At 63.0% G+C, this 14,585-nt stretch carries 16 protein-coding genes; 8 read left to right on the plus strand and 8 right to left on the minus strand.

From position 1 onward, the window contains the following. Nucleotides 1-13: 13 nt before the first annotated feature. From kdsB to NU688_RS06100, 5 genes are read right to left on the minus strand one after another with little or no spacing between them, the layout of a single operon-like run. The gene (gene kdsB, locus NU688_RS06080; protein WP_257860529.1) at nt 14-787 is read right to left on the minus strand and encodes a 3-deoxy-manno-octulosonate cytidylyltransferase; all 774 of its coding nucleotides are present in this window, start codon (nt 785-787) and stop codon (nt 14-16) included. A gap of 8 nt (nt 788-795) precedes the next feature. Then, nucleotides 796-978, minus strand: a complete 183-nt coding sequence (locus NU688_RS06085) for a Trm112 family protein (protein ID WP_013541700.1) — start codon at nt 976-978, stop codon at nt 796-798. After that, nucleotides 959-1,990, minus strand: coding sequence for a tetraacyldisaccharide 4'-kinase (lpxK, locus tag NU688_RS06090; RefSeq protein ID WP_257859623.1), 1,032 nt, complete (start codon nt 1,988-1,990; stop codon nt 959-961). The genes NU688_RS06085 and lpxK overlap by 20 nt, the downstream gene beginning before the upstream one ends. Continuing rightward, nucleotides 1,991-2,416, minus strand: coding sequence for an ExbD/TolR family protein (locus tag NU688_RS06095; protein WP_374684633.1), 426 nt, complete (start codon nt 2,414-2,416; stop codon nt 1,991-1,993). Between the two features lie 11 nt (nt 2,417-2,427). Continuing rightward, a complete protein-coding gene (locus NU688_RS06100; RefSeq protein ID WP_093433040.1) occupies nt 2,428-3,060 on the minus strand; it encodes a MotA/TolQ/ExbB proton channel family protein in 633 nt (210 codons plus the stop codon). Between the two features lie 313 nt (nt 3,061-3,373). Here NU688_RS06100 and xseA point away from each other — a divergent pair, with 313 nt between their 5' ends. Both xseA and NU688_RS06110 read left to right on the plus strand, forming a co-directional pair. Continuing rightward, the gene (gene xseA, locus NU688_RS06105) at nt 3,374-4,687 is read left to right on the plus strand and encodes an exodeoxyribonuclease VII large subunit (RefSeq protein ID WP_257859626.1); all 1,314 of its coding nucleotides are present in this window, start codon (nt 3,374-3,376) and stop codon (nt 4,685-4,687) included. 50 nt (nt 4,688-4,737) lie between these two features. Continuing rightward, nucleotides 4,738-5,319, plus strand: a complete 582-nt coding sequence (locus NU688_RS06110; protein WP_042578222.1) for a superoxide dismutase — start codon at nt 4,738-4,740, stop codon at nt 5,317-5,319. A 68-nt stretch (nt 5,320-5,387) separates the two neighbouring features. On the opposite strand, the gene NU688_RS06115 is transcribed toward NU688_RS06110, so the two are convergent. The 3 genes from NU688_RS06115 to NU688_RS06125 form a co-directional block, all read right to left on the minus strand. After that, nucleotides 5,388-5,852, minus strand: a complete 465-nt coding sequence (locus NU688_RS06115; RefSeq protein ID WP_257859627.1) for a DUF192 domain-containing protein — start codon at nt 5,850-5,852, stop codon at nt 5,388-5,390. A gap of 94 nt (nt 5,853-5,946) precedes the next feature. Continuing rightward, nucleotides 5,947-6,135 (minus strand): hypothetical protein, encoded by a 189-nt coding sequence (locus tag NU688_RS06120; protein WP_257859628.1) that lies wholly within the window; start codon nt 6,133-6,135, stop codon nt 5,947-5,949. Between the two features lie 150 nt (nt 6,136-6,285). Beyond that, on the minus strand, nt 6,286-6,624 hold the full coding sequence (locus NU688_RS06125) for a cell envelope biogenesis protein TolA (protein ID WP_257859629.1): 339 nt from the start codon (nt 6,622-6,624) through the stop codon (nt 6,286-6,288). A 218-nt stretch (nt 6,625-6,842) separates the two neighbouring features. Here NU688_RS06125 and icd point away from each other — a divergent pair, with 218 nt between their 5' ends. The 6 genes from icd to tssJ all read left to right on the plus strand — a co-directional run bounded on the left by icd (nt 6,843) and on the right by tssJ (nt 14,581). Next, nucleotides 6,843-8,102: an NADP-dependent isocitrate dehydrogenase gene (gene icd / locus NU688_RS06130; protein WP_257859630.1), complete on the plus strand. Its 1,260-nt coding sequence runs from the start codon at nt 6,843-6,845 to the stop codon at nt 8,100-8,102. A 363-nt stretch (nt 8,103-8,465) separates the two neighbouring features. Beyond that, on the plus strand, nt 8,466-11,168 hold the full coding sequence (gene tssH, locus NU688_RS06135) for a type VI secretion system ATPase TssH (protein ID WP_257859631.1): 2,703 nt from the start codon (nt 8,466-8,468) through the stop codon (nt 11,166-11,168). 58 nt (nt 11,169-11,226) lie between these two features. Beyond that, nucleotides 11,227-11,769: a type VI secretion system contractile sheath small subunit gene (gene tssB / locus NU688_RS06140; protein WP_257859632.1), complete on the plus strand. Its 543-nt coding sequence runs from the start codon at nt 11,227-11,229 to the stop codon at nt 11,767-11,769. A 22-nt stretch (nt 11,770-11,791) separates the two neighbouring features. Next, entirely contained in the window at nt 11,792-13,294 is a 1,503-nt protein-coding gene (gene tssC / locus NU688_RS06145) for a type VI secretion system contractile sheath large subunit (RefSeq protein WP_257859633.1), read from the plus strand. Nucleotides 13,295-13,417: 123 nt separating this feature from the next. Beyond that, nucleotides 13,418-13,903, plus strand: coding sequence for a type VI secretion system tube protein Hcp (locus tag NU688_RS06150; RefSeq protein ID WP_257859634.1), 486 nt, complete (start codon nt 13,418-13,420; stop codon nt 13,901-13,903). Between the two features lie 177 nt (nt 13,904-14,080). Further along, on the plus strand, nt 14,081-14,581 hold the full coding sequence (gene tssJ, locus NU688_RS06155) for a type VI secretion system lipoprotein TssJ (RefSeq protein WP_257859635.1): 501 nt from the start codon (nt 14,081-14,083) through the stop codon (nt 14,579-14,581). The last annotated feature ends 4 nt before the right edge of the window (nt 14,582-14,585 follow it).

A 14,585-nucleotide genomic window follows, 5' to 3' on the forward strand; every position in this document is an offset into this window, starting at 1 on the left:
CGTGGCGCACGTCTTAGGACGCTGGCCCGGCGGCAAAGACGGCACGCACGCGCGCCAGATCCTCAGGGGTGTCGATGCCCGGACCGGGCGCGACATGGCTGACATGCACCGCGATGCGATGCCCATGCCACAGCGCGCGCAATTGCTCGAGTGCTTCGGTGGCTTCGACGGGCGCCGGCGGCAGCGACGGAAATTTCCGCACGAAGCCCGCGCGGTAGCCATAGATGCCGATGTGGCGCAGCGGCGCGGGCGAGGGCAGCACGGAGGGTGCCGCGCCACCGGCAGAACCGTCGCGCCACCAGGGAATCGGCGCGCGGCTGAAGTACAGCGCGTTGCCCTGGGTGTCGAGCACCGCCTTCACCACGTTCGGATTCATGAAATCGCTCACCGAGTCGATCTCGTGGGCCGCGGTGCTCATCGCCGCTTCGGGATGAAGGGCCAGCGCAGCGGCCACGGCATCGATCAGTTCGGGATCGATGAGAGGTTCGTCGCCCTGCACGTTGACGACGATCTCGTCGCCGTCGAGGCCCAGTTGCTCGCAGGCCTCGGCCAGCCGGTCGGTGCCGCTCGGATGGTCTTGGCGAGTGAGGATGGCTTCGACGCCGTGCGCCTTGCAGGCCGAAACGATGGAAACATCGTCTCCGGCAACGACAACGCGCGATGCGCCGGACTGGCTCGCGCGCTGCGCCACCCGCACCACCATCGGCAGGCCCGCGATATCGGCCAGGGGTTTGTCGGGCAGCCGCGTCGAGGCGAGGCGTGCCGGCACCAGGACGGTGAAGCGCACAGGGCCGGTCACAGCCCCAGCTCTTCGTCGGACAGCGTGCGCGCCTCGTTCTCGAGCAGCACCGGAATGCCGTCGCGCACCGGGTAGGCGAGGCGGGCGCTGCGGGAGCACAGCTCCTGCTTCTCGGCGTTCCAGGTCAGGGGGCCCTTGGTGACGGGGCAGACGAGCAGTTCAAGCAGCTTGGTATCCATCGGGCGATGATAGCTTTGCGTCGAGCGCCGCGAAGAATTCCGGGGCGGGTTCGAAGTGCAGCGGCACGGCCAGCGCATCGGGTGCCTTGCGCCACAGCTTGACCGCATCTTTCTCGGTGCAGAGCAAGGTGTATTCGCTGCCGGAAGGGCGCTGCCATGCGTCGAAGTCATGGTGATCGGGCAGCGCGATGGTCTCGGTGAGCGTGAGTCCCCGCGCGCGCAGCATGTCGAAAAATCCCTCGGGCCGTGCGATGGCGGCCAGCGCGATCAACGGCTTGCCCGCGAGGGTCGTCAGAGGAACGCGCTTCCCATCGCTTGCAACAGCATCCTGCGCAAGGCTGCGCGTGGCGGTGTAGCCGCCGGCAAATGCGGGCCGCTCGCCGCTATGGAGCACCAGGTCGCAGCGACGTGGCCAGAGCTCGCGCAACAGGCCCGCGGGCAGCAGCCAGCCGTTGCCGATGCCGCGGTCGTCGAACACGCAGATCTCGACGTCGCGTGCCAGTGCCAGGTGCTGCAGGCCGTCGTCGCTCACGATCACCTGCGTGGCTGGATGCCGCTCCAGCAGGGCGCGTGCGGCTTCGATGCGTCGTCGCGCGACGAAAACGGGGGCGCCCGTGACGTGGCGAATCAGCGCCGGTTCGTCGCCGACATCGTGGGGATCGCTGCCCTCCAGCACCTCGCGGCAATCGTCCGTGCGTCGGCCGTAGCCGCGCGAGACCACGCCGACCTGGAGTCCCCGGGCCTGCAGATGCCGGACGATGGCCATCACGACAGGCGTCTTGCCCGCACCGCCCGCAATCACGTTGCCGACGACGATCACGGGAACGGGCACGCGTTCGGCCCGTAGCCATCCGATCCGATAGAGCCAGCCGCGCAGCGCGAAGAGCGCGCCGTAGAGCAACGACAGCGGCCACAGCAGGCAGGCCAGCAGGCCGCGATGCAGCCAGGCGTCCTGCAGCCGCGAGGCGGATGCGCTGGATGCGCCCGTACTGCTGCGGCCCTGCGACGGCACTCAGTGTCCGGCTTGCGCCGTCGACTGGGCGGCGAAGGTGATCTGCATCAGGCCGGCGCGGCGCGCGGCTTCCATCACCGTGACGACGGCCTGGTGCGGGCTGCTCGCATCGGCGCTGATGATCACCACGCTTTCTTTGCCGCCGGTGGCCGCGGCACCGAGTGCGGCGGCCACGGAACTCACGTTGCGGTCTGCCACTGCGACCTTGTTGACCGTATAGCGGCCGTCGGCGGAGACCGTCACGACCACTTCCTTCGGATAGTCGCGTTGTGCATCCACGTCCGCCGTCGGCAGCCGCAGCTGCATCTCGGTGAACTTGCTGTAGGTGGTCGACAGCATCAGGAAGATCAGGATGACCAGCAGCACGTCGATGAACGGGATCAGGTTGATCTCCGGCTCGTCGCGCGCGCCGTGGCGAAACTGCATGCGGGCTCTGCTCATTTGCGCAGCGCGTTCAGGTGGCGGGCGAACCGCTCACCCGAGAGTTCGAGGTTCAGCAGGTATTCGTCGACGCGGCTGCGGAAGTAGCGCCAGAAGATCAGCGTGGGAATCGCCACGATCAGGCCGAACGCCGTGTTGTACAGCGCGATCGAGATGCCGTGCGCAAGCTGCGCCGGGTTGCCCGAGCCGACAGCGCCGCTTCCAGGCGACTGCGAGCCGAAGATCTCGATCATCCCGATCACCGTGCCCAAAAGGCCCAGCAGCGGCGCGGCCGAGGCGATGGTGGCCAGTGCCGGCAGGTAGCGCTCCAGCTTGTGCGCGATGGTGCGTCCCGAGGCCTCCATGGCAGCGCGAAGGTCGTCTTCGGTGCAGCGCGGGTTGGCGTTGAGCGCCCGCAGGCCCGCGGCCAGCACCTGGCCGAGCATCGAGTTGCGTTCGAGTTTGGTCACGATGTCCGGTCCGGGAACGGACCCGCGCGAGACGGTGATGGTTTCGTCGAGCAATTTCGGCGGCAATACTTTCACGGTCTTGAGGCTCGTGAAACGTTCTATAACCAGCGCGAGCGCAATAACCGAACAAGCGAGCAGCGGCCAGATAGGCCAACCCGCGGCAACAATGATGGAAAACAAGAAAATCCTCCGGCCCGTAGACTGCAAATGCGCGGCGATTATCCACCGAGCCCACCATCGGGATGTGGCTTGTTTGCGTGTCGGCAAGGACGCACAGATTCTGTGGATAACTTTGTGATTAACCTGCTTCGCAACTTGCCCGAACCCGCATGGGCGGGCCTTCCCGCTAGATCGATTGAATTTTGAGCAGTACTTTTTCGAATGAAATCAACCACTTGCACGAGAAACCGTGCGCCTGCCCCGCATGGGGGGCTTTGGGCAGGGGAAGTCGGGCCTGTTGTGGAAGAGTGGCTTTCGGCCGCTCGTGCGCTTTGTGAACTTGCGTGAAACGAATTCCGCGCCCGGGCCGCGCATCTGGGCTGTCGGTGCGTTGTGCCGGGCGGTGGCCGACACGCTGGACGCGCGCTTCAATCCGGTGGCCGTGCGCGGCGAGATCTCGGGTTTTTCGCGCGCCTCCAGTGGACATTGTTACTTCTCGCTCAAGGACGAGTCGGGCCAGCTGCGCTGCGCCATGTTCCGCCGCGCCGCCGGATTGCTCGATTTTTCGCCCCGCGATGGCGACCAGGTGGAGGTGCGTGGCCGGCTTGCGGTGTACGAGCCGCGTGGCGATCTGCAACTGGTCGTCGAAAGCCTGAAGCGTGCGGGGCAGGGTGCGCTGTTCGAACAGTTCCTGCAGCGCAAGGCGCGCCTCGAGGCCGAAGGGCTGTTCGACCCCGGCCGCAAGCGTGCGCTGCCCACCATGCCGCGCGCGGTGGGCGTCGTCACCTCTCTGGGTGCTGCGGCGCTGCATGACGTCGTCACGGCGCTGCGGCGGCGCGTGCCGCACATCCCCGTGGTGCTGGCCCCGGCGGCAGTGCAGGGCGCGAATGCGCCGGCCGAGCTGGTGCGCGCGCTGCATTCGCTCTATGCGCTGGAGCCATCGGTCGACGTGATCCTGCTGGTGCGCGGCGGTGGTTCGATCGAAGACCTGTGGGCCTTCAACGACGAGGCGCTGGCGCGGACCATCGTGCAGAGCCCCGTGCCGGTGGTGAGCGGTGTTGGACACGAAACTGACTTCACCATCGCCGATTTCTGCGCCGACCTGCGTGCGCCCACGCCCACCGCGGCAGCCGAACTCGTCAGCGCGCCGCGCGACCTGTGGCTCGGGGCGCTCGATCTGCTCGACGAAAGGCTGAGCGATGCGTTGGGCGCGCGCCTCGACGTGTTGGGACAGCGGCTCGATCAAGCCGCGGGCCGCCTCGGCCGTCCATCGAATTTGGTGGCCCGCCAGCAGCTTCGTTTGGCGCACCACGCGCAGCGCCTGCACTTTGCGGTGCTGTCGAGACGGGAGCGACTGGCGCAGGTGCCGCGATCGATCGCGGCCGATCTTCCAGCGAAATTCGATCGTGCACTTGTGCAGCGGCGCGAACGTCTGGAACGCGTGGCGCTGCGTCTGCGATTGCTCGATCCGGCACTCGTGCTGCAGCGCGGCTACGCCTGGCTCACCGATGCGGATGGCCGCGCCGTCGTCAGCGCGAAGAAGCTGAACGCAGGCGACGCAGTGGTCGCGCGGCTCGCGGACGGCGAGGTCGACATGACCGTGACGCCCGGCGGCGCGACGGGAAGACGTCCGACGCCACCTCAATAATTACTTCCTAGAATCCCTAATTCCCCACAACCAACCCACGAGAAAAAACCATGGAACATGTGCTCCCACCCCTGCCGTACGCCCTCGACGCGCTGGCACCCGAGTATTCGAAGGAAACCCTCGAGTACCACTACGGCAAGCATCACAACGCCTATGTCGTGAACCTCAACAACCTGCAAAAGGGCACCGAGTTCGAAGCCCTCACGCTGGAAGAAATCATCAAGAAGGCCAGCGGCGGCATCTACAACAATGCCGCCCAGATCTGGAACCACACCTTCTTCTGGAACTGCATGAAGCCCCAGGGCGGCGGTGCACCGACCGGCGCGCTGGCCAAGGCCATCGACGCCAAGTGGGGCAGCTACGACGCCTTCAAGGAAGCCTTCGTGAAGTCGGCAGTCGGCAACTTCGGTTCGGGCTGGACCTGGCTCGTGAAGAAGGCCGACGGCTCGGTGGACATCGTGAACACCGGCGCCGCCGGCACGCCGCTGACCACCGCCGATACCGCGCTCCTGACCGTGGACGTCTGGGAGCACGCCTACTACATCGACTACCGCAACCTGCGCCCGAAGTTCGTCGAGACCTTCCTGGCCAAGCTGGTGAACTGGGACTTCGTCGCCAAGAACTTCGGCTGAGCCACGTTCGCGCATGAAAAAGCCGACCCTCGGGTCGGCTTTTTTTATGGGCTGCAGCCAGCAGAAGCTCAGCGTTTGGCGGTCGAGAACAACTCGCCGCCAAGCTTGGCGCCCTTCTTGATGTTCTTCTTGGCGAACCAGCCCTGATTCATCTCGAGCACATAACGCACCGGCTCCTCGGAGCAATGCGAGTTCTCGGTCAGCGGCTGCATGTCGACCAGGTTGACGATGCGACCGTCGTCGGCCACGAAGGCGGCGGTCAGCGGCAGCAGGGTGTTGCGCATCCAGAAGCACTGCGTGGCGGGTTGCTCGAACACGAAGATCATGCCCTCGGCCTGCGGCATGGTCTTGCGGAACATCAGGCCGATTTCACGCTGCTGGGGCGTCTGGGCGATCTGGGTATCGATCTTGTACAGGCCGACCGACAGCTGCGTGCGCGCAAGGTCGGTCTGGGGTTGCTGCTGTTGTTGGGCATGCGTCGGCATCGCGAACGAGGCGGACAGCAGGAGCAGGGCGGCTAAACGCTGAAACATCGGACAACTCTTTCAGGGCGGGGCCGTGAAAGGCCCGGCCCGTAACCAATAAAAATGCCCGCTGATGCGGGCATTGCCGGGTGAGCTTGAAAGCTTACACCTTCTTGGCGGCAGCCGTGTGGGCCTTGGCCACGTGGCGAACCTTGTGCTTCTTGACTGCGTGCTTGGCCTTGGCCTTGTGGGCAGCAGGTGCGGCCGGAGCGGCGGACGCGGGTTCAGCGGTTTGAGCAAAAGCACCGGCAGCGAAGAGACCGGCGACCAGGGCTGCGAGCAGCTTGTTCATGAGAAATCCTTTGAGATTGTTGATTTGGACCACCTCCCTGTGGAAGGCTCACATTCAACGGACCCCGGTGTGCGCGGTTGACAGCAGTTCGGCGACCTCAGGCGAAAAAAAGCGCTCCGGAGAGCGCTCTTTTTCGTGGGGCAGGCCGACTTACTTGGCGCCCGGCATGTCGGGCGTGCCGCCTTGGGTTGCCTTGCGCTTCACGCTGCCGTCCTTGTTGCGACGACGCTGGTCGCGCGTGCTGGCGCGCTTTTCGCCAGAGGCTGCAGCCTTGTCGGCACCGATGGCGCCGCCTTCGGGCGTCTTGGCGATGTCGCCAGCGGGAGCAGCCACTTGACCAGCGGGCTTGGCTTCCTTCTTGGCTTCAGCGCGCGCTTGCGGCTTGCTGCTGGTTGCGTTCCCTTGTTCGGGCGTGGTGCCGGCCGGGTTTTGGGCGTAGGCGCCAGCTGCGAACAGACCAGCGATCATGACTGCGAGAATTTTGCTCATTGAAGATTCCTCTATCGAGAATTGGTTGGAAACGCCTCCCGGCGAGCAGAAGGTCAGCCACTAACGAGCCCATTGGCCCCATGGTTGACAAACGCCAGCTGATGGGCAGCGTCTAAAATGTACAGCGATTTGTTTGCCGGTTGTACAGCGAAACCCCCTCGCTGTCTGAATTCGCTGACACTCGTCAAAATTACATCACTCCCGGAGCCACCTCCCTCATGCCCAGTTATCAGCACATCAAAGTCCCGGCCGAAGGCCAGAAGATCACGGTCAATGCCGACAACTCGCTGAATGTGCCTGATCAACCGATCATCCCCTTCATCGAAGGCGACGGTACGGGGCTGGACATCACCCCGGTGATGCTCAAGGTGGTGGACGCGGCCGTGGCCAAGGCTTACGGCGGCAAGAAAAAAATCCACTGGATGGAGGTCTATGCCGGCGAAAAGTCGACCAGGGTGTATGGCCCCGACGTCTGGCTCCCCGAGGAAACCCTGCAAGCCGTTCGCGACTACGTGATCTCCATCAAGGGACCGCTCACCACGCCCGTCGGCGGCGGCATCCGTTCGCTGAACGTTGCGCTGCGCCAGGAGCTCGACCTCTACGTGTGCCTGCGTCCCATCCAGTACTTCGAAGGCGTGCCCAGCCCGGTGCGCGAGCCGCACAAGACCAACATGGTCATCTTCCGCGAGAACTCGGAAGACATCTATGCCGGCATCGAGTTCGAAGCCGAAAGCGACAAGGCCAGGAAGCTCATCAAGTTCCTGCAGGACGAACTCGGCGTCAAGAAGATCCGCTTCCCCAACACCTCCGGCATCGGCGTGAAGCCCGTGTCGATCGAAGGCACCGAGCGCCTCGTGCGCAAGGCGCTGCAGTACGCCATCGACAACGACAAGCCCAGCGTGACCATCGTGCACAAGGGCAACATCATGAAGTTCACCGAAGGTGGCTTCCGCGACTGGGCCTATGCCCTGGCCGCCAAGGAGTTCGGCGCCGAGCTGATCGACGGCGGCCCGTGGATGAAGTTCAAGAGCCCGAAGACGGGCAAGGAAATCACCGTCAAGGACAGCATTGCCGACGCGTTCCTGCAGCAGATCTTGTTGCGTCCTGCCGAGTACAGCGTGATCGCCACGCTGAACCTCAACGGCGACTACGTGTCCGACGCGCTGGCCGCACAGGTCGGCGGCATCGGCATCGCTCCGGGCGCGAACCTGAGCGACACCGTCGCGATGTTCGAAGCCACGCACGGCACGGCGCCCAAGTACGCCGGCAAGGACTACGTGAACCCCGGCTCCGAAATCCTTTCGGCCGAAATGATGCTGCGCCACATGGGCTGGACCGAAGCGGCCGACCTGATCATCAGCGCGATGAAGAAGTCGATTGCCAGCAAGCGGGTCACGTATGACTTCGCGCGCCTGATGGAAGGTGCGACGCAGGTGAGCTGCTCGGGCTTCGGGCAGGTCATGCTCGACCACATGTAATCGACTGCGCGCTCCGACGTCTTGTGACGTCACTGCAAAAAGCCCTTGAATTTCCGAAGGAATTCAAGGTTTTTTTTATGGGCCGGACACCCGTGTCATTCAATGGAAATTACTACTCTTGGGTTGTCGGAATTGCGGATTCCCGGAGAAATTTCACAGATCAATTGCCTGCTTTTTAGGTTTAACTATTGGTAAAAACTGTGCGCCGCACAGGCCTGCGCAAGCACACAGAATCACGCCTATTCGAGAAAGCATAGGGAGCGTGAAGTGAGCGGGAAAACAGTAAATATCGGTGCCTTGCCGAGAGGTACGCCGCGTGATTTCACCGCGCAATTAACACTGTTATTGAGTCGGTAAATTGCGATGACAATTTCTCGACGCGCGCTGTTTGGCAAGCTCAACCTCACTTTGTTTCGCGGTATTGAATCCGCAACTGCTTTTGCCAAGCTGAGGGGGAATCCATATGTCGAATTGACGCACTGGATTCATCAACTCTGGCAACTCAACGACAGCGATCTGCATCGCGTCTGCCGTCATTACCAGGTCGATGTTCAGGCCGTCGAGAAAGATCTGGTTTCCAGATTGTCGGAATTGCCCTCGGGCGCCACATCGCTGAGCGATTTCTCCCATCACGTCGAAACAGCCATCGAGCGTGCCTGGGTTCTCTCCAGCCTCGAATTCGGCGATCGTCGTGTGCGCAGTGCCTGGTTGCTTGCGGCACTGGTGCAAACGCCGGAGCTACGGCGGCTGCTTCTTGGCATATCGCCCGCGTTCCGAAAGCTGCCCGTCGAGCAACTGACGGATGCCATTGTCTCCCTCGTCGCAGGCTCCCCTGAAGACAACGAAGGGCCACACGACGGCTCGGGCCTCCCGGCTGCAATGCCCGGGGAAGCGAGCGGCGCGATCGCCGATTCGCCGAATGGAAAGTCTGCCCTGGCCCGGTATTGCATCGACCTGACAGACCGCGCCCGCGACGGGCAAATCGATCCCGTGATCGGCCGCGAACACGAAATCCGCACGATGGTCGATATCCTGCTGCGTCGGCGGCAGAACAACCCGCTGCTCACAGGAGAGGCGGGCGTGGGCAAGACGGCCGTGGTCGAAGGGCTCGCGCTGGCAATCGCCAACGGCGAGGTTCCGCCCTCGCTGCGCGATGCCCGCCTGCTCAGTCTCGATGTGGGCGCGCTGCTCGCTGGCGCCAGCATGCGGGGGGAGTTCGAGTCCCGCCTGAAATCGCTGCTCGAAGAGGCAAGCAACTCAAGTCAACCGGTCATTCTCTTCATCGACGAGGTGCATACCCTGATCGGCGCCGGCGGACAAGCCGGAACCGGAGACGCTGCCAATCTGCTCAAGCCCGCCCTCGCACGCGGCACCTTGCGCACCGTCGGCGCGACCACGTGGAGCGAATACAAGCGCCATATCGAGAAGGACCCCGCGTTGACCCGGCGTTTTCAGACGCTGCAGGTCGCCGAACCCGAGGAGGCCTCAGCCACCGAAATGGTGCGCGGGCTGGTCGCTACCTTTGCTGAACATCACGGTGTCACCGTACTGGACGAGGCGGTGCGGGCGGCGGTGTCCCTGTCTCATCGCTACATTCCGTCGCGCCAGCTGCCGGACAAGGCCATCAGCCTGCTCGACACGGCCTGTGCGCGTGTCGCCATGTCGCTGCACACGCCACCTGCCGTGGTCGATCAACTGCGCCAGCGGATCGCCGCCCTGGATGTGGAACTCGCCCTGCTGGCCCAGGAAAGCGCGATCTCGCGAGGCGGCGATGCGCGATCAAAGCGCCTCGACGCTGCAAATGCCCAACTCGATGCCACCGAACACGAGCTGTCGACCTACGAGTCCCGATGGCAAGAAGAGCTCGCGCTGGTTCAGCAGATTCAATTGCTGAGAACAAAGAAGAGGGAGGAGGGGGAGAGGGAGAGTGGCGCCGAGGGCGAGTGGCCCTCGGCGCGATTGCATGCCCTGGAGGACGAACTCCTGTTGCGTCAGCAGGACATGCCGTTGGTTCTTTCCCAGGTCGACGAGTCTGTGATCGCGGCGATCGTCGCGGATTGGACGGGGATACCCGTGGGTCGCATGGTGCAAGACGAAGTTGCCGCGGTCTTCAGGCTCGAAACGATGCTTGGCGAACGCGTCGTCGGCCAGGACCGCGCGCTTGCCGCGATTGCCGAACGAATCCGTGTGTCGCGGGCGCGCCTGACCGATCCGAACAAGCCGGTCGGCATCTTCTTGCTGGCCGGTCCTTCAGGCGTCGGCAAGACTGAAACGGCGTTGGCACTTGCGGACGCTATGTATGGCGGTGAGCAGAACCTCATCACCATCAACATGAGCGAGTTCCAGGAGCCGCACACCGTTTCGACGCTGAAGGGTTCGCCGCCGGGCTACGTGGGCTACGGAGAAGGCGGTGTTCTGACGGAGGCCGTGCGCCGGAAGCCCTACAGCGTGATCCTGCTCGACGAAGTGGAAAAGGCGCATCCGGACGTCCACGAAATCTTCTACCAGGTGTTCGACAAGGGCTGGATGGAGGACGGCGAAGGCCGCCACATCGACTTCAGGAACACGACCATCCTGTTGACGAGCAACGCCGGTGCGGAACTCATTGAGAGCTTGTGCGAAGACCCCACATCGCCGCCCGAAGTCGAAACCTTGCGCGAAGCGCTGCAGCCCGTTTTTCGCCAGATTTTCCCGGCCGCATTCCTGGGGCGCCTGTCCGTCGTGCCTTATCTGCCATTGGGTGTGCAGGCCTTGGGCAGCATCGTCTCGCTGCATCTGGATCACGTGGTCCGTCGGATGAAAAAACAGCATGGCATCGAATTGCAGTACGCCCCCGGTTTGGTGGCCGAAATCGTCGATCGATGCGGTACGCATGAAACCGGTGCGCGCCGCCTGACGGGTTTCATCGAGCAGAACCTGCTGCCCGTCTTGTCGCGGCAGTGGCTCAACGCCTTGCAGGAAAAGCGAACGATCACCCGGATCTCCGTCGACGCAAGGCCATTTGGAAAAACAGGTCCGCACTTGCAGGAAGGAGATGTCGTCACCTGCCATACCGAATACGTCTGACTCTTCGAATCGCAGTGTTTCCAGGGCTCTATTTCTTAGTTTTCATCAGGGAGTTTTCGTGACAAACAACAACAGCAGTCAGAAATTCATCGCCCGCAACAGGGCGCCACGCGTACAGATCGAATACGACGTGGAAATCTACGGCTCGGAGAAGAAGATCGAGCTGCCTTTCGTCATGGGTGTCCTGGCCGATCTTTCCGGCAAGCCCACCCAGGCATTGCCGCCGGTGGCCGACCGCAAGTTTCTCGACATCGACATCGACAACTTCGACGAGCGCATGAAGGCGATCCAGCCGCGCGTGGCCTTCGCCGTGCCCAACACGCTGTCGGGCCAGGGTCAGCTCATGGTCGACATCACCTTCGAGAGCATCGACGACTTCTCGCCGGCGGCCGTGGCTCGCAAGGTGGAACCACTCAGTCGCCTGCTCGAGGCGCGCACCCAGCTTGCGAACCTCCAGACCTATATGGATGGCAAGGCCGGCGCCGAAGGCTTGCTCAACCAGCTGCTGCAAGACCCCGCACTCATGAAGTCGTTGGCGCAGACGCCGAAGCCCCGTGCTGCAGACCCCAACGAAGCCCCGACTGCCGACTCGGTAGCGTGAACCCCGCACCAAGGAACTTCACATGAACACCACAAGCGATTCCGTGCTCGACGCGCCCGTGACGGCGCAATATGCCAACCCCTCCGACTTTGCGTCTCTGCTGGACAAGGAGTTCAAGCCCAAGACCGAGGAAGCCCGCGACGCCGTCGAGGCAGCCGTTCGCACCTTGGCCGAACAGGCGCTCGTCAATGCCGCGACCATGACCGACGATGCCTACAGCAGCATCGAGGCCATCATTGCGGAGATCGACCGAAAGCTTTCGGAGCAGATCAATCTCGTGCTGCACAAGGACGAGTTCCAGAAAGTCGAGTCGGCCTGGCGCGGCATGCACCATCTGGTCTACAACACCGAGACGGACGAGAAACTCAAGATCCGTTTCATGGATGTGTCGAAGGACGAAGTGCGCCGCACGCTTCGTCGCCACAAGGGCATTGCGTGGGACCAGAGCCCGATCTTCAAGCGCATCTACGAGGAAGAGTACGGACAGCTCGGCGGCGAGCCCTATGGTTGCCTTGTGGCGGACTATTACTTCGACCACACGCCGCCGGATGTCGAACTGCTCGGCGCCATTGCCAAGATTTCGGCCGCATCGCATGCGCCGTTCATCGCGGGATCGGCACCGTCATTGCTCGGCATGGAGTCGTGGCAAGAGCTTGCGAATCCGCGCGACCTGGCGAAGATCACCTCGAACCTCGAGCACGCGCCCTGGAATTCGTTGCGCAACACCGAGGACTCGCGCTACGTCGGCCTGGCCATGCCGCGTTTTCTCGCGCGCTTGCCCTATGGCGCAAAGATCAACCCGGTCGACGAGTTTGATTTCGAAGAGGAAACCGAAGGCGCCGATCACCGGAACTACGTCTGGAGCAACGCGGCCTATGCCATGGCCGTCAACATCAACCGCAGCTTCAAGCTCTACGGCTGGTGCACGATGATCCGCGGCGTGGAGTCGGGTGGCACGGTGGAAAACCTGCCATGCCACACCTTCCCGACCGACGACGGCGGCTTCGACATGAAGTGCCCGACCGAGATTGCCATCTCGGACCGCCGCGAAGCCGAACTCGCCAAGGCAGGCCTGATTCCGCTGGTGCATCGCAAGAACACCGATCACGCCGCCTTCATCGGTGCGCAGTCCATGCAGAAGCCGCAGGAGTACATGGACCCTGATGCGACGGCCAATGCCAACCTGTCGGCCCGCCTGCCGTACCTGTTCGCGAGCACCCGTTTCGCGCATTACCTCAAGTGCATCGTTCGCGACAAGATCGGTTCGTTCAAGGAGCGCGAGGACATGCAGCGCTGGCTCAACGAATGGATCATGCATTACGTCGATGCCGATCCCGCCAACTCGTCGCAGGAAACCAAGGCGCGCAGGCCGCTCGCAGCGGCTGAGGTCGTGGTGGAAGACATCGAGGGCAACCCCGGCTACTACAGCGCGAAGTTCTTCCTGCGTCCGCACTTCCAGCTCGAAGGCCTGACCGTTTCGCTGCGCCTTGTTGCGAAGTTGCCGTCCCTCAAGGAAGCGGCCTGACCGGCCTGCATGAATCGTCTGAGGAAGTGGTGCGCAGACATCACCAAGAACAGTCGCAGCGGTTGTATTCACGACCGGGCAAACCGTTAACCATTTTTAGATCAAATCTCCCAGGGAGTTCTCATGGCACAAGACATTTTTCTCAAGATCAACGGCATTGAAGGCGAGTCTCAAGACTCCGACCACAAGAATGAAATCGAGGTTCTGACCTTCAACTGGAAGGCTTTCCAAGAATCCACGATGCATGCCGGCTCAGGCGGCGGCGCGGGCAAGGCCACGGTCGAAGACCTGGAGTTCGAACACTACGTCGATCGCTCGAGTCCCAACCTGATGAAGTACTGCCTGACCGGCAAGCACGTCCAGGAAGCGAAGCTCACCGTGCGCAAGGCCGGCGGCAATCCGCTCGAATACCTCAAGTTCACGTTCAGTGACGTGATCATCACCTTGGTCCAACCCTCCGGATCGAACTCTGACGAACTGCGTGTCAAGGAGCGCGTGCGCCTGTCGTTCTCCAAGATCAAGCAGGAGTACTCGGTGCAGAACGCCCAGGGCGGTAGCGGTGGCGCGGTCACGGCCGGCTACGACATCAAGGGGAACAAGGAGTCCTGACACAGCGACGCGGCCTGAGTCAGCCCAGAGCCTTTCGGCCTTGAGTGGCGTGGCGCACGAAGGTGCGTTGCGCTGCTCACGGCCATTCCTGTCGTCGGATCGCATCACTTCCTTCTCAGCATGTCTTTCAATGTGTCTTGTCCCAGGCGAACCGCCTCGCGGCAATGGCTTTGCGTGGTGCTCTCCTCGCTCGTTCCGGCGCTCGCGCTGGTCACGGCGCAGCCCTCGCACGCCCAGTTCTCCTACCCGAGAGAGCAGACCAGGCTCGACATCACGATCACGGCGGAGGCGGGCGTCAATCCCGACGACAAGGGCAGGGCGGCACCCATCCTGGTGCGCATCTACGAACTCAAGTCGGAAGGCGTCTTCGAAGCCGCCGACTACTTTTCACTTTCCAGCAACGACAAGGCCCTGATCGGCAGCGAGCTGCTCGTTCGAGACGAATTCATCCTGCGCCCCGGCGATGTCAAGACCATCCGCCGCAAGTCGCACCCCGACCTCGCAGCCATCGGTGTCGTCGCCGGCTACCGCGATCTCGCGCAGGCCGATTGGCGAGTGGTGCAAAAGATCGACCCTGCCCCGGAAGTCGCCTGGTATCGCTCGGTCCTGCCGGCGAACAAGCTCAAGTTGCAGATCGACCTTCAAGCCAAGGGCATCCAGCTCACCCCCCTCAAATAGGCCC

The sequence above is a fragment of the Variovorax sp. ZS18.2.2 genome, from assembly GCF_024701975.1.
Classification (GTDB): Bacteria; Pseudomonadota; Gammaproteobacteria; order Burkholderiales; family Burkholderiaceae_C; genus Variovorax.